We start from the raw sequence: 24,523 nt of genomic DNA, 5'->3' as shown, positions 1-24,523 counted from the left end.
GCTGCGTCTGGACGGCGCGTGATAGGGCTGCCAAAGCGATCGCCAGCGTGCTGAGCAACGTCCTCTCTGTGCGCACCCGTTTTTGTATGTACTAGCGCACTACCAAGCACGCCCGCGCGGCCGCATGCCGTGCCCCTTGCGCGTGCAGATAAGGAACAACAACATATGCGTAATTCTGTATCCGACGTCACGGACGCCGAGATTCTGGACGAGACCCGCGAGGCCATGACCCAGGCTGCCTTCGATGCTGCCGACGAGGCCAGCGCCGCCGAGACCGTCGAGTCTGCTACCGAGAACCTGCCCGCCTTTGACGAGCTGGGTCTTTCGGACGAGATGCTTCGTGCCATCGAGAACCTGGGTTACACGGCGCCGACGCCCGTGCAGGCCGGTTCGATCCCCGTGGTGCTCGAGGGCCGCGACCTTCTTGCCGCCGCTCAGACCGGCACCGGCAAGACGGCCGCCTTTTTGCTGCCGACCATGAACAATCTGGAGCACATCGCTCCTCCCAAACCTGTGCGCGAGCGCGGCGGCCGTAACCGTCGTCGCGGTGCTAAAAAGCCCGAGGGCAACGGCCGCGGCCCCGTGATGCTCGTCATCACCCCTACGCGCGAGCTCGCCCAGCAAATCGACGAGGTCGCGAGCAAGATCGCCGATGTCACCGGCCATGTTGCCGTGACCGTCGTGGGCGGCGTGAGCTACAAGCCGCAGACCGCTGCCCTCAAGTACGGCTGCGACATCCTGGTCGCAACGCCGGGTCGTCTGGTCGATCTGATCGAGCAGGGTGCCTGCCACCTGGACGAGGTCAAGGTGCTGGTGCTCGACGAAGCCGACCGCATGCTCGACATGGGCTTTTTGCCCGCCGTTCGCCGTATTGTGCGCGAGACGCCGGCCGAGCGCCAAACGCTGCTGTTCTCGGCGACCCTCGACGAGGAGGCCGTGGGTGAGATCACCGACCTAGTGAGCGACCCGGCCCGCGTGGAGATCGCGCCCGCCACGTCGACCGCCGACACCGTCGACCAGTTTGTGTTCCCGGTGTCCATCGAGGCCAAGAACAACCTGCTGCCCGAGTTCCTCAAAAAGGAAGGCCCGGAGCGCACCATCGTCTTTATGCGCACCAAGCACCGTGCCGACAGCTGCTGCCGTCGTCTGGAGCGCAAGGGCATCAAGGCTGCCGCGATTCATGGCAACCGCAGCCAGGCCCAGCGCGAGCGCGCGCTTTCGGCCTTCCGCGACGGCACCGTCGACGTGCTGGTGGCAACCGACGTGCTCGCCCGCGGCATCGACATCAGCGATGTGCGCTACGTCGTGAACTTTGACGTGCCGGCCGAGCCGACCGACTACATCCACCGTATTGGCCGTACGGGCCGCGCCGGCGAGCTGGGCTGGGCCATCACGTTTGTGACCGAGCAGGACGTGGATGAGTTCTACGAGATCGAGAAGCTCATGGACAAGACTGCCGACATCTACGAGGCCGGTGACTTGCACGTGGGCCCCAATCCGCCCGCGGTTGATCCCGAGCGCGACCCTGCGGCCTTTAAGGTGAAGAAGAAGACCAAGCGCGGTAAGTCCAAGAGCAAGAAGAAGCTTGAGCAGGCGCGTCGCGACGGCAAGCGCAACGGCGACGATTACGGCGATGTGGCCGGTCGTTCCAACCGCGGTCGCGATGAGCGTCGCGGCGACAGCGAGCGCCCGAGCCGTCCCAAGCGCGGCGGCAAGACCCGCGTGCGCGAGGGCGTTCAGGCTCGCGTGGACGAGGCCGTGGAGAGTGTGGCCCGCGAGGTGGCTGCCGAGGAGCGTGCCGGTGCTGTTGAGCAGGGCCCGCGCGGCAACCGTGCCGAGCGTCGTGCCAAGCAGTTCCAGGGCGAGGCACATCGCCGTCGCCGCGAGGACGAGGACCGCGGTGGTCGTCGCCGTGTTAAGCGCGAGGACGAGGGCCGTGGTTCGCGCGGCGGCAAGCGCGGCGCGGGCAACCGTCGTCGTTCCGGTCGCGATGACGAGCGCGGCGGCCGCGGCGGTGAGTCCCGTGGCGGCAAGCGCTTTGAAGAGCGCGGCGGCCGCGGCGGTGAGCGTCGCGAGGATGCTCGCGGCAATGGCGGCCGCAGTGGCGCCGGCCGTTCTGGCGAGTCGCGCGATCGTCGCGACCCGCGTGCCAGTCGAGATCGTCGCGATGACTGGCGCAACTACGACGATACCCGCGAAGAGCGTCGCGGCGGCCACCGTGGCGGTCGCGGCGGCAACCAGGCCGGCTCCCGTGGTGGCCGTGCCGGCGGTCGCGATAACCGTGGCAGCTATGGCAACAGCCGTGGCGGTAAGCGCGGCGGCAGCTCCCGTCGCCCCGGTGACGGCGGCGGCAAGCGCAAGTAACATACGCGTCGCGCGGTAAGGCGACACGAGCTTGGGCCTCGAGCAGACTATGCTCGGGGCCCTTTTAGTGGGCTCAGTATTAGGTGGGGCGAGTCTTCTTCGTGGAAACGCGCGGAGACGGTCGTGGCAAGAGATACGGGCTATCGACCTAGTTGGAGATTCGCGTATGCGGGGGCCGACATCAACGCAGGGCATGAGGTTTTCTGCTGACGCGCGGCGGCTGCGGTGCCCGGGCGGACACGCCGGGGATTTCGCCCGCTGCCTGGCGCCCTTGCCGCCATCCGGCTTTCGCGCTCGCATTCTTTTGGATGCGGGCGTGTTTTTCGTGGCGCGCACGGGTCCCCCGGGGCGCGCCGTGCATTTTCGGGAGTTTTCAGCAAGCCGGGGTGACTGCATACGCGCCGGAATCGTCTTTTTGAGCCAGCGGGATCCTTCGGCAGGCGATTTGGGTTGGCTGACGGCGTCCGGCGCGGCGATAACGCGCGTTTCGCGTCGCGCCGTGCCCCAAAACGACGCCAATCGCGCGGCGTCCACGATTCGCGGCACCGCCTGCGGGGGCCGCGATGCTGAAAACTCCGGTTTTTGCACGGTACAAGCGGGGGTACGTTGGGACGAGAAGGGGTGCCCCCGTCTTTTTATGCATGGCATAAGCGAAATTATGCAAGACAATAGGGCGCCATGCGCCGGATACCCAGCCTGGGCGCGCCATACGCCGACGCTTAGGCCCTCGATATCTCGGACATCATCACGCTCTAAATACTAACCCAGCAACAAAATAATCCGTCTTTTCTCCGTCCCCATGGGACCGGGTGTGGTATTCTATCTGCCGGGTATAACTTAGGAATACCAAGTAATACCAACGCCGCAGAAACAAACTCCAGATGCGGGCCAATCGGGTTGCCTTCACAGCCCGTCGCCCAGCCGCGTGGCCCGCATCTATCCGCACTACCGTTGTTTCAAAAAGGAAGCGCCATGGCAGAACACATGACCCCGGTTGTCGCGAAGGTCTTGCCCGAGGAAAAGGCGGCCTTCGCGGCGGCAACCCAGCTCGTGGGCACCACGCCGTCCAACGCCATCCGCATGTTTATCGCCGCGTTCAATCGCTGCGGCACCTTCCCGTTCGACATCTCGCCCAGCGGGGCCTTTGGCACTTCACCTGATTCTCATCAACAATGACTGTCCCAAACTGCCGGTACTTGGGGACGTTCATTTTCTGCCGGCAGTTAAGGAACGTCCCCAAGTACCGGGTTTTGAGGAGGCTGGCATGCTCAATGCGATAGCGTGGGCGCTTGCCTGTTTTGGCGTCGTCGCTGTCGATATTGCCCTGAGCGTCGTTTTGTTCTCCGCCCTTGGCGTCGCATCGGTGTTCATGGGTTTTTCGATCGATGACCTCGACATTCAATTGCTTCAGGCCGCCGCTCAGACGGCGTCGTTTTTGATGGCGCTGCTGTGGTGGCGTTATCTGTGGCCGCGCTCGTTTATGGCGCGTTCGCAAAGCGAGCATCCGCTCGGCGGGGGAGCGCGTGGGGCGTGGAAACGCATCGCCTGCGTTATCGTGATCGGTCTTGCCCTGCAGGTGGTCGTTAGCTACGTGACCGACGCCGTGCTGTCGCTGTTGCCCGATGCCGCGGCCGACTACAGCGAGCTTGTCGAGGAAACGGGCATGGGCGATACCAGTCCTCTTGCCGTCCTGACCACGGTGCTCGGCGCGCCGTTTTGCGAAGAGCTCCTGGTGCGCGGTGTCATCTTTGAGTTTTCGCTGCGTGCGTTTAATCCCCAGTGCCGTCCGCTCTGGAAGCGCCGGCGTCGTGCGAGTGCGCAAGACGGCGCCATAGTGCCCTGGGCGGCCCCAAGCACGTGGGGTGTCGCCGCGGCGATTATGCTGCAGGCGGCAATCTTCGGTTTTATGCACATGAATTGGGTGCAGGGTTGCTACGCGGGTGCCGCCGGCCTCATCTTTGGTTGGTTGCTCGTGACGACCGGAAAGCTCCGCTACACGATCCTGCTGCACTTTGCCTTTAATGCCGGGTCGTATCTCATGGGCCTGCTGTGGTTTGTGAACACGCCGGTCGACGTGGTGGTCACGGTCGCTATCGCCGGCGTCATCCTCGTTGAGGCAATGCGCTCGTTGCGCCACGCGTGTGGGATGGACGCAGCGAGCGCATTGTTGCCTTAGTTGCGCCTGCCGCCTCCGTTGGCACCCTGACGCCCCTGAGCCGCACGGTTGCGCCCGGCGGTGTTCTGCGCGCGCGACATGCCGCCGTGGCCCTTGCTGCCCTTGGGTCCCTTGGCTCCAGCGCCGCCAGCGCCACCGTGGCCCTTGCCGCTCTTCTTACCGGTGCCATGTCCGCCGCCGGCAGATGTCTCGCCCGGGCGCGGCGGCACGGGACGGATCAGGCAATGCTTGGTGTAGCCGATCAGGTCGCGACGGCCGGCTTTCTCTAGCGCCTCGCGCACGAGCTTGTAGTTCTCGGGCTTGCGATACTGGATGAGTGCGCGTTGCATGGCCTTCTCGTGCGGGTCGCGCGCCACATAGATCGGCTCCATGGTGCGCGGATCCACGCCGGTGTAGTACATGCACGTCGACATGGTGGACGGCGTGGGGTAGAAGTCCTGCACCTGCTCGGGCATGTAGCCCATGTCTCGCACGGCTTCGGCAAGGTCCACGGCTTCCTTCATCGTCGATCCGGGGTGGCTCGAGATCAGATACGGCACCACGTACTGCTTGAGTCCGTACTCGCGGTTCAAGCGTTCAAATTTACGGCAGAATGCGTCGTAGACGGCTCGGCTCGGTTTGCCCATCACGGAAAGCACCGCGTCGCTCACGTGCTCGGGTGCTACGCGTAGCTGGCCCGAGACATGGTGCTCCAGCAGCTCGCGCAAAAACTCGTCCGAGGCATCGGCCATGGTGTAGTCGAAGCGGATGCCGCTGCGGACAAAGACCTTCTTGACGCCCGGCAGCTGGCGCAGGTCGCGCAGCAGCTGGGTGTAGCCGCTCTCGTCGACCACCATGTTCTTGCACACGCTCGGCCACAGGCATCGCTTGTTCTTGCATACGCCGTGCTTGAGCTGCTTGTCGCAGGCGGGACGGCTAAAGTTGGCCGTCGGCCCGCCCACGTCGTTGATATAGCCCTTAAACTCGGGATCGCGCGTGAGCAGCTCGGCCTCGCGCATGATCGAGTCGTGGCTGCGCATCTGCAGCACGCGACCCTGGTGGAAGGTGAGCGCGCAAAACGAGCACTCGCCAAAACAGCCGCGGTTGGAGCTAATGGAAAACTTGATCTCGGCAAAGGCCGGCACGCCGCCCGCCGCGTCGTAATCGGGATGCCAATCGCGTGCGTAGGGGAGCTCGGCTACCTCGTCCATCTCGTCGGTGGTGAGCGTCGCCGACGGCGGGTTCTGCACCACATAGACGCTGTTGGGGTAGGGCTCTACCAGGCGATGTCCGGTGATGGGGTCCATATTCTGCTGCTGCACGTTAAAGCTGCGCGCGTAGTTGAGCTTGTCGGCGGTAAGGTCGTCCCAGCTGGGCAGCAGGTCGTAGTCGTAGACCTCGTCGAGCGAACCCGTGCGGTAGACGGTGCCGTTGATATAGGTGATCTGATCGACGGGCAGTCCCGCGTCGAGCGCGTCGGCAATCTCGACAATCGCGTGCTCGCCCATGCCGTAGATGAGGATGTCGGCACCCGAGTCGAGCAGTACCGAGCGCTTGAGCTTGTCCTGCCAGTAGTCGTAGTGGGCCAAGCGACGCAGGCTTGCCTCGATGCCGCCGATGATGATGGGGGCGTCCTTGAATGTCTGGCGGATGAGGTTGCCGTAGACCGTGACGGCACGGTTGGGGCGGTGTCCCTCCTCGCCACCGGGGGTATAGGCGTCGGTGTGGCGGCGGTGCTTGGTCACCGAATAGTGGTTGACCATGGAGTCCATGTTGCCGGCGCTGACGAGAAAGCCCAGGCGCGGCTCGCCGAGCACGGTGATGCTGGCGGGGTCGGTCCAGTCGGGTTGGCAGATGATGCCCACCTTGTAGCCGTGCGCGTCGAGGACGCGGCTGATGATGGCCATGCCAAAGCTGGGATGGTCCACGTAGGCGTCGCCGCAGATGTAGACAAAGTCGCACTGGTCCCAGCCGCGCGCATCCATGTCGGCGCGGCTGACGGGGAGGAACTTATCGCGGCCCGGGCGCCAGGGGCGGACAGGCGCTGCCGGGGCATGCGCGGGGCGCGAGCCCTGGGCTTTGCTTCCACGCTTTTGCTGCTGGCCGCGTTGGGCATGCTTGCCGTGCTGGTTGTGCTGAGCGTCCTGGGGCTTTTTTGCCACGATTCCTCCCGGTGTTTGTATGCTGCACGTAATTGTAACCAGTCTTTTTGGGACGGGGCTAAAAAGACTGGTGGAGTACACGAGGTGTCGGGTGTCGATGCCGCGCCCGCCGTTTGTTTCCAGACGGTGTATCTGCGCGTTGGGGAGTCCGTCTCGCGGGCGCGCCATGTTGTCAATGGGTTACAGTATGAACGGCGGCTATGTTTCCGCCAACGCACGAGAGGGTCGTCAACAAGGAGGGCGCACGACGATGCAGCGTGCCAAACAGATATCGGAGTCTATTGAGCTGGGCATCATCTTGGCGCTCGCCGGTGGCTTTATGGACGTTTATTCGTACATTGGGCGCGACCATGTTTTCGCCAACGCGCAGACGGGCAACATCTTGCTGGTGGGCGTGAGTATCTCGGAGGGCAATTGGGCGCTCGCGGGGCGCTATTTCTTCCCTGTGGTGTCGTTTGCCGTGGGCATTATGCTTGCCGACCTGGTACACGAACGGTTTGGCAGCGTGATTCACTGGCGCCAGGTGACGGTGTTCTTTGAAGCCGTCATCTTGCTGGGCGTGAGCTTTATCCCCGGTGGCGGCTACAACTTGCTCGCCAACTGCCTCATCTCGTTTGCCTGCGGTATGCAGGTCGAGAGCTTCCGCAAGATCCACGGTCACGGCATTGCCACGACCATGTGCATCGGTAACCTGCGCAATGCGCTGCAAAACGTGGACGACTACATCATCACCCACAAGCGCGGCTTTTTGGAAAACGGCCTGCTGTACTTTGGCGTGATCTTTACCTTTGTGTTTGGCGCTGTGCTGGGAAACTGGTGTATTGAGCGCATGGGGCTGCACGCTATTGCGGTGGCGAGCGTGCTGCTGTTCGTGGCGTTTGCCATCATGTTTATCGACCGCGAGCGCGACCTGCGTTTTCGCTGGAAGCGCGCCTGCGAAGATTGGAAAGAGGCCTGCCAAAAATAGTGGCAGGATGTGGCAAGGGGCTGACCCCTTGCCACACTGATCAATAATGGGGAGGGGGCGGTCATCTCGGCCGCCCCTTTTTTGTTTAGTGGTCAGGCGGTGACGATACCAGCTGTTGAAACGCTTTAAATAATCTGACGTTCTCACGCGTTTTTCGCTTCAAAAGCGTTAGGATGGGACTTATAGCGTGGGGCGTAATGGGTGCCCCGCACACGATGGGAGGCTATCAATGGCTAATCGTTTCGTTCTCAACACCATTTCTTATCATGGTTCCGGCGCCATCAAGGAGATCCCCGGCGAGCTCCAGCGTCGCGGCTACAAGAAGATTTTCGTCTGCTCCGACCCCGATCTGGTCAAGTTTGGCGTTACCGCTAAGGTGACCGACGAGCTCGATGCCGCCGGCATCGCTTGGAGCCTCTACTCCGAGATCAAGCCCAACCCCACTATCCAGAACGTCAAGGACGGCGTCGAGGCCTTCAAGGCCGCCGAGGCTGATGCTATCGTGACCGTCGGTGGCGGCTCCTCTATGGACACTGCCAAGGCCATCGGCATCATCATCAACAACCCCGAGTTCGCCGATGTCCGCAGCCTCGAGGGCGTTGCTCCCACTAAGAACCACGCCGTGTTCACCATCGCCGTGCCGACGACCGCCGGTACCGCTGCTGAGGTGACCATCAACTACGTCATCACCGACCCCGAGAAGGTCCGCAAGTTCGTGTGCGTCGACACCAACGATGCCCCCGAGGTCGCCGTCGTCGACCCCGACATGATGGCTTCCATGCCCGCCGGCCTGACCGCTTCCACCGGCATGGACGCTCTGACCCACGCCATCGAGGGCTACACCACCAAGGGCGCTTGGGAGCTCTCCGACATGTTCCACTTTGAGGCCATCAAGCTGATCAGCGAGAACCTGCGCGACTCCGTTGCCGAGGCCAAGTCCGGCCAGCCCGGCTCCGGCCGCGAGGGCATGGCTCTTGGTCAGTATGTCGCCGGCATGGGCTTCTCTAACGTTGGCCTGGGCATCGATCACGCCATGGCTCACACCCTGTCCGCTCACTACGACACCCCGCACGGCGTCGCTTGCGCCATGCTGCTGCCGATTGCCATGGAGTTCAACAAGCCGGTTTGCGCCGAGCGCCTGGCCAAGGTCGCCGTCGCCATGGGCGTTGACACCACGGGCATGAGCACCGATGAGGCTGCCGACGCCGCTATCGCCGCCGTTAAGCAGCTCTCCGCTGACGTGAACATCCCGCACGTCTGCGAGGCCATGAAGGCTGACGAGATCGAGGTCCTGGCCAAGGACGCCATGGCCGATGCTTGCTTCCCGGGCAACCCGCGTGAGGCGACGCTCGACGACGTCATCGAGCTCTTCAAGAAGATCTGCCCGGCTGCCTAGCCCAGTTTGGTGTTCTTTCGCCTGTAGGCGTATGGTCTTTTGACTTGCCGCTGGCCCCGCCGCGCTACGCACGGCGGGGCTTTTTGTGCCTCGTCGATGCCCCGAGATGGGTAAAACCAAGGCATGCTGCCCGCTGCGGATAGGTGGTGCACTTCCCAGCGTGCATTTTTGGGAGTATTCAGCAAGCTCTTAAAAATGCATAACGTTTTGAAGGACCCGTAGTGGCCCACAGGCGCCCATCGACAGCCATTGTGGGCGGGCTATCGATGAGTGGAGGGGGTTGCTACTGAGTTTCTGCTTTGCGACGACCTGCAACACTGCTGTAACCGCGTCGTTTTGTCGTTCGCGATGGGGTCGTTGGGGCCCACGGTGCTGAATACTCCGTTTTTTGCACGGCCCAAGGTGGGGTACCCTGAGACGAAGCAAAAAGATTCCTCATTTCTATGCAGATACCGATAGGATTTATGCAAGATTGGGATTGTAAGACGTGCGCGTGCACAAAACCGGTGCGGGGACGTCGGGAGGCGGCTCGGCTCCTAGGGCATTGACCGTGCAGAACGGTTAAAATCGGGACTCGGTCTTAGTTTTACTTGGAAGGACGCATATGGCTTCTAATATTGATGCTTCTCTAGAGGAGACGCTCTCCTATATCGCGGGACAGCTTAAGACGCTGACTTCTATTGCTTCGCCTACGGGCTATACCCGTGCGGTGACTGATTATCTAATGGAAACGTTGCGCGATATGGGCTTTGGCCCCGAGCGTTCCAATAAGGGCAACGTGCTGGTTGAGCTTGGCGGCGAGGGCGAGCCGCTTGTGTTGGCGAGCCATGTCGATACCCTGGGCGCCATGGTGCGCTCCATTAAGGACAATGGTCGCCTGCGTCCCACGACGCTCGGCGGGCATCAGTGGTCTACGGCCGATGGCGAGAACTGCACCGTCTACACGCGCGATGGCAATGTGTACACGGGTGTGGTCCTCAATACCGAGCCTTCGGCGCACGTGGCCGACGAGCCGGTCAAGACCATCGAGAAGAACATGGAAATCCTGCTCGATGAGAATGTCGACAGCAAGGATGACGTGCTTGAGCTGGGCATTCAGACGGGCGACATCATCGCTATGGATCCGCGCACCACGGTGACGGAGAGCGGCTATATTAAGAGCCGCTTCTTGGACGACAAGCTGTCGGCCTCCATTTTGCTGGGTTTGGCGCGTGCCGTCGCCGCTGGCGAGGTGACGCTTTCGCGCAAGGTTTCACTGCTCTTTACGGTGTACGAGGAGGTCGGCCACGGCGGTGCCTTTGTGCCGGCCGACACGCGCGAGATGATCAGCGTTGACATGGGTTGCGTGGGTGACGATCTGGGCTGCACCGAGCGCATGGTGTCGATTTGCGCCAAGGATTCGGGCGGCCCCTACAACTACGATCTGGTGACCACGCTGTCCAATATCGCGCGCGAGCTGGAGCTCGATTACGCCATCGACGTGTACCCGCATTACGGCTCAGACGTCGAGGCCACGCTTTCCGCCGGCTACGACATCCGTCACGGCCTGATCGGCCCCGGCGTGTACGCGAGCCACAACTACGAGCGCAGCCACATCGACGGCGTGCGCAATACCTACGAGCTGGTTCGCGCCTACGTTCAGCGCTAGGGGAGCAGCTTGCGACTCGGCTGACCAATCGCTAAAGCCCGATTTCTCGGGCTTTTTTTCGCTTTTGGTCGTTTAGTATTATGATATATGTAATCTATTAACTAAACGTGTAAATTACTTAACGAGGTGATGCGGTGTATGGATACGTCTGAGTACTTGTCTATGGGTGATGCTGCCCGCCTGCTGGGCGTTACGAAAGCCCGCATATCTCAACTTGCCGCATCGGGAACGCTCGCGTGCGATATTGTGGGCGGACGGAAGATGGTCGAGTACAATTCCGCGGTCGCTTATCAAAAGGTCCGCAAACGTGGACGCCGTCCTGCGGCCGATGTGGGGCGCAAGTTTACGCTGATGTCGGCCGACCATGAGGTCGCGCATCTCTCATTTGATCCGTCGCGCGAATTTCCCTTCGAAATCGCGGAGGTCCTCGATGCACAACGAATGCCGTTTGGCACGTGCTCGAGCTCTTCTCCTACGGTGAATAAGCGGGAGCTCAACGTGTGGTGGAGCCATCGGTCGGTGCCCGATGTTCGCCCCGGACTCGTCTCGCGCTATCGTGAACTGGGAATTGCCAGTGGCATCGAGGTCCCGGTTCAGTGCCTGGGCCTCTCGCTTTCGGATTGCTATTGGCTGCGGCCGGCAGAATGCGACGGGCTCAAATGGCGAAACCTCAATTACTTCGAGAATGATTTTGAGCGATCGGCGCCCGAGGGACGTTCGGGTTGGCTGGAGGGCATCGGTCTTAAAAATCCCGACAACACATCCGAGGGCGAGCTTCCTAAATCGTGGATGATTCGCAACGCTGTTCGCGTTCTGGTCAAGGGGTGCGGCATGGACGATCAGCGTCCCTTTAACGAGGCGGCTGCAACGGCTCTACATCGTCGCTTGTTGTCGGAGGGCGAGTTTGTTCCTTATACGGTTGAGCGGATGTTCGATGGCCCTGTGTGTCTGTGCGACGACTTTCTTGACGGCCGCGAGGAATACGTTCCGGCTGTTTACGTTAAGGGCGCACTTGGTAGCCAGCGGGGAAACTCGACATACGACCGGTACTGCCGCTTCCTTGGTAAGCATGGAGCAGACGAGGCTGCCGTGAGAAGGTCTATGTCGCAGATGATTGTCTGCGATGCCCTTTTGGCCAACAGCGATCGCCATTGGCGAAACTTCGGCATCATCCGCAATGTCGACACCCTGGAGATAAGGCCTGTTCCGCTGTTCGATAGCGGCAACTGCCTGTGGTACAACGTACCAACTGCCGTGCTCGCTGCTGGGGAGTTTGGGTTTTCTGCTAAGCCGTTTGGGCCCGACCCTTCCGTCCAGCTGGCGCTTGCGGACTCACTCGATTGGTTCGATTCATCGCGGCTCAACGGATTTGTTGATGAGGCGATCGAGATTCTTTCGCAGAGCGAATGGGCCACAGCGGAGGGCCGGCTCGAGTCCATTTGCCGCGGCCTCGAGCGTCGCGTTATCGAGGTGAATGCTGCTGTTGAAGTGCTTCGACACGTGCGGCGATGATCCTGCGGCTACCTGATGGCGGCAGTTACCGTGCCGCCGCCCAGGACGACGTCGCCGCGATAGATAACGACGGCCTGGCCGGGGGCGATGGCTCGCTGCGGCTCGTCAAAGGTCAGAAGCATCTGTCCGTCGGCGCCACGTGTAAGGGTCGCTGCCTGGTCCTTTTGACGGTAGCGGTACTTGGTGCCCACGCGAATGTCGCCGGACGTGAGCTCTGCCTCCATGCGGTCGGCAGGGGCACTCCAAATCCAGTCGTTGGCCGTGAGTGCTGTCGCCGTCAGGTCCTCAGCCTCGCCCAGATGCACAATGTTGTTGGCGGCATCGACGCCCGTTACATACACGGGGCGCGCCATCGCGACGCCCAGGCCCTTGCGCTGGCCGACGGTATAGCGCAGTGCGCCGTTGTGGCGTCCGACCACGCTGCCGTCGCGCCATACAATATCGCCCGGCTCGGCGGCATGCCCACAGCGGCGCTCGATATAGCCCGCGTAGTCGCCGTCCGCGATAAAACAGACATCCTCGCTCTCGGCCTTCTTGGCGTTGATGAAGCCCTGCTCGGCGGCAATGCGGCGCACGTCTCGCTCTTTGTCCAACCCTGCCAGCGGAAAGATTGTGCGTGCCAGGCGCTCTTGCGTGAGCGAATACAAAAAGTAACTCTGGTCCTTCTTGGAGTCTTCGCCGCGGTGCAGCTGCCAGGTGCCATCGGGCGCTTGGCTCGTTTTGGCGTAGTGACCCGTGGCAATGTAGTCGCAGCCCATATCGAGCGCCGCGTCGAGCAGCGCTCCAAACTTAATATGGCGGTTGCAGATGATGCACGGGTTGGGCGTCAGCCCCTCCTGGTAGGCGGTCACGAAGCGCTCGATAACGTTGCGGTCGAAGGCCTGCTGCAGGTCGAGCACATGGTGAGGTATCCCCAGGCGATCGGCGACGGCCTTTGCATCGGTGATGTCGCGGTCGACCTTGCTCATGCCCGTGACGGGATCGGGCGCGGGGCAGGTGAGGCGCATAGTGGCGCCGACGCATTCGTAGCCTTGGCACTTGAGCAGATAGGCGGTCACGCTGGAATCGACGCCGCCGCTCATGGCGACGAGCACGCGCTTGTTGTGCATGGGGAGGTTCTCCTTGGTGGCATGTGGCCAAAAAAGAAAAGCGGCGCGGGAGGCTGGTTCCGCGCCGCAGACATTGTAGCAAGTTCGGACGTCTCGTGGGACACCCTGACGGGATGGGCTCAGACTGCCGGGAGAGAGAGGAGGCAGGTTCGTCCCTGAGCTCAACCTATGGGAAAAAGGCTCTAGTCCTGGAACAGTGCCGTGGACAGGTAGCGCTCACCGGTATCGGCGAGCAGTGCCACGATGGTCTTGCCCTCGTTCTCGGGGCGCTTGGCCAGCTGCAGCGCGGCCCACACGGCGGCACCGGACGAAATGCCCACGAGCACGCCCTCCTTGTGGCCCACGGCGCGGCCGGTGGCAAAGGCGTCGTCGTTCTCGACGGGGATGATCTCGTCATAGACCTGGGTGTCGAGGACGTCGGGCACAAAGCCGGCACCGATGCCCTGGATCTTGTGCGGACCGGCCTGGCCCTTGGAGAGTACCGGGGAGGTGGCGGGCTCGACGGCGACAACCTGAATCTCGGGGTTCTGCTCCTTGAGGAACTCGCCCACACCGGTCACGGTGCCGCCGGTGCCAACGCCGGCGACGAAGATGTCGACCTTGCCGTCGGTGTCGTCCCAGATCTCGGGGCCGGTCGTGGCCTTATGGATGGCGGGGTTGGCGGGGTTCACGAACTGGCCGGCGATGATGCTGTTGGGGGTCTCCTTCTGCAGCTCCTCGGCCCTGGCGATAGCGCCCTTCATGCCCTTGGAGCCGTCGGTGAGCACGAGCTGTGCACCGTATGCCTGCATAAGCTTGCGGCGCTCGACGGACATGGTCTCGGGCATGGTGATGATCACCTTGTAGCCGCGAGCCGCCGCCACCGAGGCGATGCCGACGCCAGTGTTGCCGCTCGTGGGCTCGATGATGGTATAGTCGCCGCCGCGCACGAGCTTGCCGGCCTTCTCGGCCTCGTCAATCATGTTCTTGGCGACGCGGTCTTTGACGGACCCGGCGGGGTTGAAGTATTCCAATTTGACGAGCACGCGGGCCTTGAGGTCCTCATCGGCCTCAAAGTGAGTGAGCTCCAAAAGCGGGGTGTGGCCGATAAGCTGATCGATGGACGTATAAACCTTGCTCATGGTGAACCTCCAAAGTGTTCAAATGACTGGATACCGTGTGGTTTTACGGTGGCCTAGTAGCTAAACCCATAAACCTTATAGGTTGTTTGTTTAGCTGTTGGCAAGCATAGTAGACACTAAAGCCTAGTAATGCAATAGGAAATAGGAGATTATTACGAGCCGATTAACCACCTTGATGGAATGGGTATTTTCAAAGCCAATTTTTCGGCTAGAATTTCAACGGATTAAAAGACCGAAAGGCAGCACTATATATGTTGGTTTCTACTAAGGGCAGGTACGCCCTGCGCGTTATGGTCGACCTGGCCGAGCACCAGGCGGCCGGTCGCATCCCGCTCAAAGAGATCGCGGCGCGACAGGGGATTTCCGAGAAATATCTCGAGAACATCTTGGCTACGCTCGTGCGCGCCAACATGCTTTCGGGCATGCGCGGCAAGGGCGGCGGCTACGTGCTCACGCGCCCGCCCGAGCAGTACACGGTGGGAGAGATCTTGCGCCTGACCGAGGGCAGCCTGGCGCCGGTCGCCTGCCTGGATGGCGACTGCAAGGGCTGCTCGCGATCTGACGAGTGCCCCACGCTCGACGTGTGGAAGAACCTGGACAAGCTCATCAACGACTACCTCGACGGCGTGACGCTCGATGCACTCGTCGCCCCCAACGGGGGCTACGACTACGTCATCTAGCCCCACCAGCCATTTGGTGACGGGGTAGAAATGGTAGATTTTCTTGTTCTCTGAGGCTTGACAAAGGCGAAGGCCGTCCATCGTTGCGATGGACGGCCTTCGTTTTGGCGTGCTGTGGCGGTCCGTATCCGGTTGCTTTAGTTCCTGGCGATGCTGTCGAAGATGCTTCGAGTGATGGACACCAAAATGCTACCCATAAAGGCCGACCCAAAGCCGGCAATGGAGATGCCCGCGCCCAGCAGATTTACCGATAGGTAGCTGGCAAGCTCGAGCATAAAGCTGTTGACTACAAGCTGAAAAATACCCAGCGTGATAATGGTGAGCGGCAGCGAGATGACCGTCAGGAGCGGCTTGACGAGCGAGTCGACGACGTTGAGGAACAGTCCCACAAAGGCAAAGCAGACCCAGGCGTCGGCCATGCCGAAGGGCTGAATGCCGGGGACGAGGAACGTGGCGATCGCGATAGCGATTGAGGTCAAAAGCCAGTTGAGCAAGAAGCGCATGGTGGGTTCCTTTCCGGTGCGCGTGACGTGTTGGTGGCGCGTAAGCTCGTTTGCCGCGGCGAATCGGATGGTTGCCTTGGCGTGCGCCTCTGCGTTGGGCGACCATTGTCTCAGATATTCGTGGAGCTTGCGTGCGCATTCGGTTTCAAAACGGCGTTCGTCCTAAAAAAACGCGCCGCTGACAGAGAGTCTTGTCACTTTAGTTTAGTGGTGTGCTAAACTGCTACGGGCAAAAGCCACATGCGTTGCCCTATTGCATAGAATGGGCGAACGATGCCCGGTGCCAGTATCAACTTCGATGCCTTTTGGCGGGTTTGGCGGTGATCGATGAATATCGAGAACATGTTTGACAAGCCTGATGTCAAGCAGCTAGTCCACGCATTTAGTCTTTTGGACGACGAGAAAGATATCCAAGCGTTTTTGACCGATATCTGCACACCGCGCGAGATTTGCGATCTATCGCAGCGTCTGCAGGTCGCGCGCTACCTGGACGAGGGCGAGCCCTATGTCGAGGTTCAGGTCCGTACCGGCGCTTCGTCCACCACGGTGAGCCGTGTATCCAAGGCGCTCAACGGCGAGTACGGTGGCTACCGCAAGATCCTCATTAAGCTGGAGGATGGCGAATAGGCCGCGGCAAAACGAATTGTGAAAAACCGCTCCTCCGGGGGCGGTTTTTATATGCCGAATAATTGGTGCAAGCGAACCTGGCCCCTTTGCACCGACGGACGAGTCTGCCCCCTTGGCACCAATGCGGTGCAAAGCGACTTGTCTCCAAAGCGCCAAAACATGAAGCTGCGGTGGCAATGTGTCCGCTTGGGCGGGTAGGATGGATGCATTGATTATTGCGAACAGTTTGAGTGGAGGGCCATGCCTGTTCGAATCTATACCACTAATGCCGGCGCGGATTTGAGCGATGCCGAATCGGCGCTGCTTGCCGACCTTATTGCCCGCCACGGGCGTGCCGTGCTGCTGGCGCCAACGTTTGCCGAGCTCGACCTGTGCCGTCATGATGCGGCGGAAGCCGGCGTTTCGCTGGGCATCGATTACAAGACGCCCGCGTCGTGGCTTCGCTCGCTTTGGGAGCTTTTGGGCGACGGGCGCGGTTTCGTCGACAACCTGCAGCGCCAGATGCTGTTTTCGGACATGGTCACGCGTCTCGATGATGTCGACCTGCAGCCGCTTTCGCGCAGCCAGGGCACGGTGCGCATGCTTGCGCGCATGGCCCGCGATGTGCTGCCAGGTGTGGCGGGGACAGCTGCCGAGCGATGCCGTGGCAACAATTGCCGGCCTGAGCCAAAAAGCGATGCCGAGGCTCGTGTGTTCGAGCTTTTGCGTGCCTACGCGGGCGGTTTGGACCGTCGAGATATGGTCGAGCCCTGCGAGGCGGCTGACATTATGGCCAGCGCCCTGGCCGATAATCTGCCGGCGTGCGCCCGTGCCGTCTGTGTACGCGGCGTCACGTCGTTTACGCACGGTCTGCTCGAGCTGCTGTCTGCTGTGGCGAACAGTGGGGGAGAGGTCGTCGTGCTGCTTGCTCGCGAGCAGGCGGCGATGCGCGAGGAACTTGCCGCGGCATTTGATGCCAGCGGTGTGCTGTTTGAGGTCGCGCCGCTGGGGGAGGACGCCGTCGCGTCTGATGCCGCTTGTGGAGCTACCGCTCAGCCTGCCTTTATTGAGGTCGCTGGCCCCCACGCCCGTGCTCATGCTTATGCGGACGCAATTGATGATCTGGTAAAAGCGTGCCAGGGTTTCGGGGCCGACGATACCGCCGGCCTCTCCGCCGACCCCGTACGCGTGCTCGTTGTTTCTGCCCGGGCACCCCAGCTGTTCGGTGAGCTCGCCTCTCGTCTGGCGGCTCGTCATATCGCTGCCGAGACAACTGAATTCACGGCGTTTTCCCAATCCATTGCGGGCAGGCAGTTTGCGGCGCTTGCCAGCTTGATCGAGCGCATGAAGGCGGCCGATGAGGGTGTGGCGTCAAAGACCGAGTGGTGGCCCGCGCCGGAGCTTACCGACTGGATCTACAGCCCGCTTTCGGGCGCTGATGCAGCCAATGCCCGTATCTTCGATAAGAATATGCGTCTCTCGCGTAGCAAGACTACCGCGGGCGCTAAGAGCCTGCTGCAGAGCGTGCAAGGCCAGGTGAGGGGCGCACGCAAGGCGGCGAGCGACGAAAACTGGTTTAAGAACGTACCGTGTGTGGTCTCGGACGTGTTCCAGGCACTGTGGCGCGACAAGCCCGTGACGGCGGTCAAGGCCATGCTTGCCGTTGCCGAGGCGTTGCCCGATCGCTCGCTGGGCAGCCTGGATGGCCAAGCTCGTCGCCAAGCGGAGACGGCCCTGCTGCGCCACGCCATCGACATCCTTATGAATGACGCCCGCGCGCTCGACGTGTCGCAGGCCGCGACCGTGCCCGTGCTCGATGGCATTCGCACCAAGGTGGACAAGCGTAGCACCGCCTACGATTACGAGACCTACGAGGTTGACGGTGCGCCACGTGCCCAGGTTCGCTTTGCCTCGCTTGCCGATGCGGCGGCTCTGCGCCCCGGCAGCTACGATGCCGTGCTGTTTGCCGATGTCGATCTGGACAGCTATCCGCTCTCACACGAGGAAGGACCGCTGGCCACGTTGGCTGCGAGCCTTGGTCGCGAGGGCGTGACGCTTGAGCCTGCGGCCTTGTTGCGCGTGCGCTTTGGCCACGCGATGCGGGCGGCACGTGGCCCGGTTGCGCTTGCGCGCGTGACGCACGATCGCCAGGCGCGCGAGTGCTATCCGGCTGCCGTGTGGACCGAGTTGCGGGCGCATGCCGAGGCCACCGGTGCCGCTCAGGTGACATGCGTGGGCGAGGGCGATATCGTAGGTGATTTTGACCCTGCAGCCGGCAAGGGCCTCAAGCGCGAGCGCGTGGCATGCGAGGCTCCTCAGCATTTGAGCGAGGCGGCCGTGCCATATCTGGTCTTGCGCCATCGGGACGGTGAGGGCGAGGACGCGCCGCTTGTACCGCGTCTGACGTCTGCCTCGCAGATCGAGGCCTATTCCACCTGCCCGCTGTGCTGGTTCGTCTCGTATCGCGTTAAGCCCCAGTCTATCGACGCGGGTTTTGGCAACATGGAGAAGGGCAACTTTGTCCACGACGTGCTGGAACATCTGCATGCCCGTTTGCCCCAAGAGGGCATGGAGCGTGTGACGCCCGAAAACCTGCCGCGTGCGCAGGAGCTGCTGCACGAGGTCTTTGCCGAGACCTTGGCCGAGCACGCCGGCAAACGTGGCAACGAGGGCCCGCTGGTGCCGCTCTCGCCGGTGGAGGAGCGTCAGGTGGCCGAGATCTTGCCGCAGCTGGAGGGCGTGCTTGCTTACGAGTCCGAGGCGCTTGCCCCCTTCGCTCCGCGCTACCTGGAGTTTGCGTTCAACGAGCTCCAGGTCGAGTATGCCGGCTGGCCGCTCGGCGGGCGCATCGACCGTGTGGATGTGGATGCCGAGAATCGCGCTGTGGTGATTGACTACAAGCATCGCACGGGCGTTGAGGAGTTTAAGCTCGCCGACCCCACGGTGCGCGACGAGGAATCGGGTACGGCGCCCATCGACGATCCGCGCTGGTTGCCGCCACATACCCAAACGCTCATCTACGCCCAGGCCATGCGCCGGGCGCTGGATTTGGATACCCGTGCGGCGCTCTATTTTTCGACCAAGGGCGGCAAGCCCGCGTTGCGCGGTGCCGCGAGCGCCGAGCTGCTCGAGGAAGAGCGTGGCGACGGTCGCATCCCGGGCCTTAAGAAAGGTTTCCCCGGCGAGGGTGGCAGCATGGACTTCGACGCCCTGCTCGATCGCGTGGAGGCCGGCATCGCCGAGCGCTTGCGCGAACTCGAGGCGGGCAACGTCACTGCTGTCGACCCGGCGTCGACGCAGGCCGCGCATGCCCGCTGCTCGTATAACCACGAAGGAACGTTTGTAAGGAGGGACGTGTAGACCATGGATCTTTCGACCTTGATGCCGCAACAGCTGCAGATCGTCAAGACGCTCGACCGTCCGCTGTTTGTCTCGGCGGGCGCCGGTTCGGGCAAGACCTTTACCCTCACGCGCCGCATCGTCTACGCGCTCTCGCCCGAATCCGGTCCGTTCGTCGAGCATCTGGACCAGGTGCTCGCCATTACCTTTACCAAGGATGCCGCGGCCGAGATTCGCGATCGCGTGCGCCGTGCGCTTATCGACGAGGGCATGGACGAGGAAGCGCTGACCGTCGACGACGCGTGGATCTCGACCATTCACGGCATGTGCTCGCGTATCCTGCGCGCACACGCGCTGGAGTTGGGCATCGACCCCGAGTTCACGGTGCTCACCGATACCGACGAGCTCATGGATCAGGCTGTTGAGCATGTGCTGGCCCGCGCGACGGCACCCGATGCCGCCCCCGAGCTCGCGGCATCGCTCAAGGCCCTCTACGCCTGGTATCCCATGGCGGGCGAGGGCGGCCCCTTTGGCGCCGGCACGACCATCAAGGGTCTGGTGCGCGACCTGCTGGAGCTCTCGAGCCAGCTGCCGGGCGGCATGGACGACGTGCGCGTGGCGCGCGGTCAGGCCGATACCTCGGCGCTCGCCGATGCCTATCGATCGGCGCTGGGCGCAAGCAAGGCGGCGACCGAGAAGGCGCAGACGGCGCTCGACGCCATCGACGCGTTCGAAGCGAGCGGCAAGACCATGGTCGATGCGGCGCGACTCATGATGTCGTGCACCATGCCGCGCGCGAGCAAGGCCTTCCCCAAGGAGCAGGTCGAGCTGCTCAAGGCCGAGGCCGCCGATGCATTTATCAATATCGTGCTTGCCTGCGGTGGCCCCACGCTCGATGCACTGGTGGGCTTGGCCCGCTCTGTAGAGGCCGAGTATCGCGCACTGAAGGCTGCCCAGTCCGCCCTCGATAATAACGACCTGCTGCGCATGGCCTACGAGGCCCTGCGCGATTACCCTGCCATTCGTGCTGTGTACGAGGGCCGCTTTAAGATGGTCATGATCGACGAGTTTCAGGATACCGATCAGATGCAGGTCGATCTAATCCGCTACCTGACGGGTGCGGGGGAGCGCGCGCTGTGCACCGTGGGCGATGCGCAGCAGTCGATCTATCGCTTCCGCGGCGCCGAGGTCGAGGTGTTCCGTCGTCAGGAGCGCAAGGTGGGATCGACGGCGGCGTCCGAGACGGTCGCCACGCCGGATGTCCCCGCCGGCGAGCTCGTCAAGCTCGTGCGCAACTTCCGCAGCCACGACGAGGTGCTGCGCTATGTGGCCCGCGTCTTCGACGGCGATGACGGCGGCCTGATGCAGGGCTTTTTGGATCTTGAGGCGAGTGACGGCCGCAAGGACACGCTGGTGGCGGATGCCTCGCGCCGCCAGGCCCTCTTTGTTGCCGGCGGCAGTACGCAGGAGCGCACACAGGCCAAGGCCCGCGCGATCGCGGAGCGATTCCGCGCGCTTGCCGATGCCGGCCAGCCCCAGGGCGGCATGGTGCTGCTGCTGGGCCGCATGACCAACGCAGACGTCTACGCACAGGCCTTCCGTGACCAGGGGCTCGACTGCGTCATCGCGGGCGGCTCGGTCTTTGCCCAAGCTGCCGAGGTGCAGACGGTGCGCGCCCTGGTTTGCGCCCTCGCCAATCCGGCCGATACGGCACAGGGTCTTATGCCACTGCTGGCCTCGCCGATGTTTGCACTCGGCGCCCAGGAGTTCCTGGCGCTGGCGACCAAACTCGACGATCAGACGGGCGAGACGTCGCGCCGCAACATCGATGCGGGCATCATGAGCGATTCCGATGTGCCGGGCTTGCAGGGCTTGCCGCTCGTGACGCGTGCCCGCGAGGTGCTGCGCTACGCACTGCGTCGCGTGGGGCGTGATTCGTTCGCCGCCATCGCGCGCGACGCGGTCAATGCTTCCGGCTGGTTCGTGCGCCTGGCGCAGCGCGGCCCCGAGGGCAAGGCCATCGCCGCCAACGTGCTCAAGGCGCTCGATGCCGTGGCCGAGGCGGAGGCCGAGTTCGGTAACTCGCCGCGCTCCATTGCGCTTGCCTTCGATCGCTTCCTGGCGGGCAAGGAGGCCCCGGGCGCCCTCAACGAGGGGGGCGACGGCGCGGTGCGCATCATGACGGTTCATGCCTCCAAGGGTCTGGAATATCCGGTCGTGGCGGTCTCCGAGTGCTTTGGCGTGCGTAAGTCCTCGGGTGCGGCACAGATGGGTCGCGTCGAGGGCGGAGCGCAGGTCGTGGCGCTGCCGGCACGCTTCGACGGCGTTAAACTCGCGGACGGTACGTTCGTAAAGGGCGATGACGTCAAAAAGCAGTTTGAGCATGCGTTTAAGGGCAAGGGCACGTCGCTGTGGCTACCGCCGGAGCTCATGGAGGACGTCTGTGCGACGGGTTCTCCCGCCGAGGCATTTGCCCGCCTGCGCAACGACGACCTGCAGCTTTCGCTCGAGGAGCGGGCCCGTTTGCTCTACGTTGCCATGACCCGTGCGCGCGAGCTGGTGATCTTGGCGATGGATGCCGGCGTGAGCCGTGGCAAGGTGACGGCGCCGACCTTCGATGTCGAGACCGATCTGACCTACGACGTGCTGCGCCGCATTCTGCCGACCGACGCTCTGGACATGCCGCAACTCGATGCCGACCGCCTGGTATTCGACAACTCCCAGCCGGGCGACTACGAGCTCATTTCGCTTTCGGACTTTACCTTTGGCGAGCAGGCGTTTGAGGCCAACGCTTCGCTGGATGCCGAGGGCAGGCTCGTTCGTGGCGATACCGATGTCGCCGATAATGCTGCGCACTCAACCGTGCCCGGTCCTGCCGACCCCAAGCCCGATTCGTTTGAACTCGTATATCCCCAGGCGGCGGGCGTGCGCATGGGCACGTGTCCGTTCCCGGCGCGTGATTCGTACAGCTATTCGTCGATCGCCGCGGCGCTCCATGCCGAGACGGAAGACCGTGCCGCCGAGGCGCGTGTTCCCATGGACGAGGCAGGCGACGATGCCGAGTCGGATGGCTCGGAGATGGCCGATGCAGACGTGGCTGCTGTCGAGCCCGCCGGCAACCCCATGGCGCTGGGCTCGGCGTTCCATGCCGCCTGCCAGTGGCTCATCGAGATGGGTGCCGATGCGCTGCCCGCTGAGCGTGCCGATGCGCTGACGCGCCTGTGGTGCCTGACGCCGGAGCAGCGCGAGCGTTTTGACGTTGCCCTGAATCGCTGGCTCAGGTCGTCGGTCCGTGCCGAGCTTCTTGCCTGGCCGTGCGTCCGTGCCGAAGTGCCGTTCTTCTCGCTGGGCTGCGAGGACAAGGACATTGCCCGCTACGGTGCATATGCCGAGGGCGCCATCGATGCGCTGGCGACCGACCCGGCCGATCCGTCACGCGCACTGGTCATCGATTACAAGACGGGTGGCACGCCGGATGAGACACCCGACCAGCTGCTCGAGAAGCACGCCCTGCAGGCGCGCGTCTATTCGGATGTTCTGCATAAGGTGGGCTTTAAGACGGTGACCGTCAAGTTCGTCCGCGTGGAGCAGACGGCCCCAGCTGTCTTAGTCGAGCTCGCCGAGCCCCAGGTGGTCACCTACAACCTCTAACCCTCAGATAACGTGCGGTGGAATCCCTCCCGATTCCACTGCAGCTCAGGGGTAGCTAATTTGGGACGTGTCTCTATAGTTTTGTCAACCGCGTGCTTCGCGCCATTTCGGCATGACGCATCCGGGCGCCTGGCGCCCCCGCTCGGTTTCCTCTTCGGTTGATCCCGCCGCCCGCTAGGCCGCGTACGGGACGGCGTCGCGCATGATCGCGTATATGACCTTGAGCCTCTTCCTCGCGACCGCCTTCAGCGCCTTGCTGTGCCTCATCCCCCTCGCCCTGCACTCCCCGTAGTACCTCCCGAACCTGTTGTCCGTGCCGATGAGGGAGTTGCAGCTGAATATGAGCAGGTTCTTGAGCTGCCTGTTCCCGCCGCGCTGCGGCGACGTCGACCTGATGCTGCTCCCGGAGCGCCTGTCTGACGGCGCCACGCCGCAATAGCTCGCGAGCTCGTCGTGCCCCCTGAACGCGGATATGTCGATCGACGTCACCAGCGCCGCGGCGGTCTTGGGGCCGATCCCGGGCACCGTGAGGAGGCACTCGTAGACCTCGTCGCCCGCCAGCGAGTCGGCCACGAGCGAGTCGAGCTCCTCGATGTCGGCGTCGAGGGAGGCTATCTCCCGGGCGAGCATCCGGACCGCGACGTCCTCGCCGGCCGGGAGCCGCCTTCCCGAGCGCGACGAGGCCAGCAGCGCCTCCCAGAGCCTCCTGGCCCCCGCCGCGGGGGCGCCCGCGCGCCTGGCGGCGTTCGAGAACCTGCGCCAGCCGGCGGCCGAGCACCCGGCGTCCCCGCCGAACTCGGCCAGCATCGACACCTGCCAGCGGCTCGAAGGGTCGACCGCGCCCTCGAGCGCGGGGTCGGCCTCGAGCAGGGTCGCGCGCAGCCTGTTCTTCGCGCGGGTCCTGGCGGACGACGCGAACTCGCGCTGCGACGACAGGATCCGCAGCGAGGCGGCCCCCTCGGGCTCCTCGGGCGCCGGCCTGAGGGCGCGGGGCACGCCGAGCGCGGTGCGCGCGATCACCTCGGCGTCGATGGCGTCGGTCTTCGCGGTGCCGGGGAACATCCCGCGGGCCTGCTTCTCGGCATATCCGGGCAGGTAGGCGCAGGGGTTCCCGTTGTTAGCGCTAATCTAAAATTGACCACTTTCGCAAACGCATCTCGCCGAATGCGCTAACGCGCTTTCGCCGACCCCGCTAACGCACTTTCACCAACTGCGCTAACGGAACTATGCTCCGATCGGGTATCCGACCCGGGAGGAGCGGGATATGGAGCGAAACGTAATGGGAGAGCTGAACGTCTACAGGGGGTCCG

General features: G+C 63.0%; 16 protein-coding genes. 11 read left to right on the top strand and 5 right to left on the bottom strand.

The window, feature by feature from the left end:
- The first annotated feature begins 165 nt into the window (after nucleotides 1-165).
- The 3 genes from ACTNBB_RS07560 to ACTNBB_RS07550 all read left to right on the top strand — a co-directional run bounded on the left by ACTNBB_RS07560 (nucleotide 166) and on the right by ACTNBB_RS07550 (nucleotide 4,540).
- Nucleotides 166-2,364, top strand: coding sequence for a DEAD/DEAH box helicase (locus ACTNBB_RS07560; RefSeq protein ID WP_441057468.1), 2,199 nt, complete (start codon nucleotides 166-168; stop codon nucleotides 2,362-2,364).
- A 972-nt stretch (nucleotides 2,365-3,336) separates the two neighbouring features.
- Nucleotides 3,337-3,540 carry a type II toxin-antitoxin system RelB/DinJ family antitoxin gene (locus tag ACTNBB_RS07555; protein ID WP_441057471.1) on the top strand — a complete coding sequence of 68 codons (204 nt, stop codon included), beginning with the start codon at nucleotides 3,337-3,339 and terminating at the stop codon, nucleotides 3,538-3,540.
- A gap of 88 nt (nucleotides 3,541-3,628) precedes the next feature.
- Nucleotides 3,629-4,540 (top strand): CPBP family glutamic-type intramembrane protease, encoded by a 912-nt coding sequence (locus tag ACTNBB_RS07550; protein ID WP_441057474.1) that lies wholly within the window; start codon nucleotides 3,629-3,631, stop codon nucleotides 4,538-4,540.
- Here the strand turns inward: ACTNBB_RS07550 and ACTNBB_RS07545 are convergent.
- A complete protein-coding gene (locus ACTNBB_RS07545) occupies nucleotides 4,537-6,681 on the bottom strand; it encodes a YgiQ family radical SAM protein (protein WP_441057477.1) in 2,145 nt (714 codons plus the stop codon). The two genes, ACTNBB_RS07550 and ACTNBB_RS07545, sit on opposite strands and share 4 nt — an antisense overlap.
- Nucleotides 6,682-6,931: 250 nt before the next feature.
- On the opposite strand from ACTNBB_RS07545, the gene ACTNBB_RS07540 reads away from it, so the two are divergent.
- The 4 genes from ACTNBB_RS07540 (at nucleotide 6,932) to ACTNBB_RS07525 (ending at nucleotide 12,204) form a co-directional block, all read left to right on the top strand.
- A complete protein-coding gene (locus ACTNBB_RS07540) occupies nucleotides 6,932-7,648 on the top strand; it encodes a YoaK family protein (protein WP_154515938.1) in 717 nt (238 codons plus the stop codon).
- A gap of 229 nt (nucleotides 7,649-7,877) precedes the next feature.
- Nucleotides 7,878-9,044 (top strand): lactaldehyde reductase, encoded by a 1,167-nt coding sequence (gene fucO / locus ACTNBB_RS07535; RefSeq protein ID WP_154515935.1) that lies wholly within the window; start codon nucleotides 7,878-7,880, stop codon nucleotides 9,042-9,044.
- Nucleotides 9,045-9,648: 604 nt separating this feature from the next.
- Entirely contained in the window at nucleotides 9,649-10,692 is a 1,044-nt protein-coding gene (locus tag ACTNBB_RS07530; RefSeq protein ID WP_441057480.1) for a M42 family metallopeptidase, read from the top strand.
- Nucleotides 10,693-10,830: 138 nt separating this feature from the next.
- On the top strand, nucleotides 10,831-12,204 hold the full coding sequence (locus tag ACTNBB_RS07525; protein WP_441057483.1) for a hypothetical protein: 1,374 nt from the start codon (nucleotides 10,831-10,833) through the stop codon (nucleotides 12,202-12,204).
- Between the two features lie 8 nt (nucleotides 12,205-12,212).
- Here ACTNBB_RS07525 and mnmA read toward each other — a convergent pair whose 3' ends face one another.
- Both mnmA and cysK read right to left on the bottom strand, forming a co-directional pair.
- Nucleotides 12,213-13,478, bottom strand: a complete 1,266-nt coding sequence (gene mnmA, locus ACTNBB_RS07520; RefSeq protein WP_441057486.1) for a tRNA 2-thiouridine(34) synthase MnmA — start codon at nucleotides 13,476-13,478, stop codon at nucleotides 12,213-12,215.
- A gap of 17 nt (nucleotides 13,479-13,495) precedes the next feature.
- Nucleotides 13,496-14,434 (bottom strand): cysteine synthase A, encoded by a 939-nt coding sequence (gene cysK / locus ACTNBB_RS07515; protein WP_154515926.1) that lies wholly within the window; start codon nucleotides 14,432-14,434, stop codon nucleotides 13,496-13,498.
- Between the two features lie 251 nt (nucleotides 14,435-14,685).
- Here cysK and ACTNBB_RS07510 point away from each other — a divergent pair, with 251 nt between their 5' ends.
- Entirely contained in the window at nucleotides 14,686-15,114 is a 429-nt protein-coding gene (locus ACTNBB_RS07510; RefSeq protein WP_154515923.1) for an RrF2 family transcriptional regulator, read from the top strand.
- A 137-nt stretch (nucleotides 15,115-15,251) separates the two neighbouring features.
- On the opposite strand, the gene ACTNBB_RS07505 is transcribed toward ACTNBB_RS07510, so the two are convergent.
- A complete protein-coding gene (locus ACTNBB_RS07505; RefSeq protein ID WP_154515920.1) occupies nucleotides 15,252-15,617 on the bottom strand; it encodes a phage holin family protein in 366 nt (121 codons plus the stop codon).
- A 327-nt stretch (nucleotides 15,618-15,944) separates the two neighbouring features.
- Between ACTNBB_RS07505 and ACTNBB_RS07500 the strand changes: the two genes are divergently transcribed.
- The 3 genes from ACTNBB_RS07500 (at nucleotide 15,945) to ACTNBB_RS07490 (ending at nucleotide 23,213) form a co-directional block, all read left to right on the top strand.
- Nucleotides 15,945-16,244 (top strand): YerC/YecD family TrpR-related protein, encoded by a 300-nt coding sequence (locus ACTNBB_RS07500; protein ID WP_154515917.1) that lies wholly within the window; start codon nucleotides 15,945-15,947, stop codon nucleotides 16,242-16,244.
- A 240-nt stretch (nucleotides 16,245-16,484) separates the two neighbouring features.
- Nucleotides 16,485-19,583 (top strand): PD-(D/E)XK nuclease family protein, encoded by a 3,099-nt coding sequence (locus tag ACTNBB_RS07495; RefSeq protein ID WP_441057489.1) that lies wholly within the window; start codon nucleotides 16,485-16,487, stop codon nucleotides 19,581-19,583.
- A gap of 3 nt (nucleotides 19,584-19,586) precedes the next feature.
- Entirely contained in the window at nucleotides 19,587-23,213 is a 3,627-nt protein-coding gene (locus tag ACTNBB_RS07490) for a UvrD-helicase domain-containing protein (RefSeq protein WP_441057492.1), read from the top strand.
- A 174-nt stretch (nucleotides 23,214-23,387) separates the two neighbouring features.
- Here the strand turns inward: ACTNBB_RS07490 and ACTNBB_RS07485 are convergent, their stop codons facing one another.
- Nucleotides 23,388-24,341, bottom strand: coding sequence for an IS110 family transposase (locus ACTNBB_RS07485; protein WP_441057498.1), 954 nt, complete (start codon nucleotides 24,339-24,341; stop codon nucleotides 23,388-23,390).
- Nucleotides 24,342-24,523 lie beyond the last annotated feature (182 nt).

This window comes from Collinsella sp. HCP28S3_B9 (genome assembly GCF_052066095.1).
GTDB lineage: Bacteria > Actinomycetota > Coriobacteriia > Coriobacteriales > Coriobacteriaceae > Collinsella.
This window is presented reverse-complemented; position numbering and strand designations above follow the sequence as displayed.

Bases quoted from the DNA above. Each gene is read 5' to 3' on its own strand.
- ACTNBB_RS07560 (WP_441057468.1), top strand. From the start codon at position 166: ATGCGTAATTCTGTATCCGACGTCACGGACGCCGAGATTCTGGACGAG.
- ACTNBB_RS07555 (WP_441057471.1), top strand. From the start codon at position 3,337: ATGGCAGAACACATGACCCCGGTTGTCGCGAAGGTCTTGCCCGAGGAA.
- ACTNBB_RS07550 (WP_441057474.1), top strand. From the start codon at position 3,629: ATGCTCAATGCGATAGCGTGGGCGCTTGCCTGTTTTGGCGTCGTCGCT.
- ACTNBB_RS07540 (WP_154515938.1), top strand. From the start codon at position 6,932: ATGCAGCGTGCCAAACAGATATCGGAGTCTATTGAGCTGGGCATCATC.
- fucO (WP_154515935.1), top strand. From the start codon at position 7,878: ATGGCTAATCGTTTCGTTCTCAACACCATTTCTTATCATGGTTCCGGC.
- ACTNBB_RS07530 (WP_441057480.1), top strand. From the start codon at position 9,649: ATGGCTTCTAATATTGATGCTTCTCTAGAGGAGACGCTCTCCTATATC.
- ACTNBB_RS07525 (WP_441057483.1), top strand. From the start codon at position 10,831: ATGGATACGTCTGAGTACTTGTCTATGGGTGATGCTGCCCGCCTGCTG.
- cysK (WP_154515926.1), bottom strand. From the start codon at position 14,434: ATGAGCAAGGTTTATACGTCCATCGATCAGCTTATCGGCCACACCCCG.
- ACTNBB_RS07510 (WP_154515923.1), top strand. From the start codon at position 14,686: ATGTTGGTTTCTACTAAGGGCAGGTACGCCCTGCGCGTTATGGTCGAC.
- ACTNBB_RS07505 (WP_154515920.1), bottom strand. From the start codon at position 15,617: ATGCGCTTCTTGCTCAACTGGCTTTTGACCTCAATCGCTATCGCGATC.
- ACTNBB_RS07500 (WP_154515917.1), top strand. From the start codon at position 15,945: ATGAATATCGAGAACATGTTTGACAAGCCTGATGTCAAGCAGCTAGTC.
- ACTNBB_RS07495 (WP_441057489.1), top strand. From the start codon at position 16,485: ATGCCTGTTCGAATCTATACCACTAATGCCGGCGCGGATTTGAGCGAT.
- ACTNBB_RS07490 (WP_441057492.1), top strand. From the start codon at position 19,587: ATGGATCTTTCGACCTTGATGCCGCAACAGCTGCAGATCGTCAAGACG.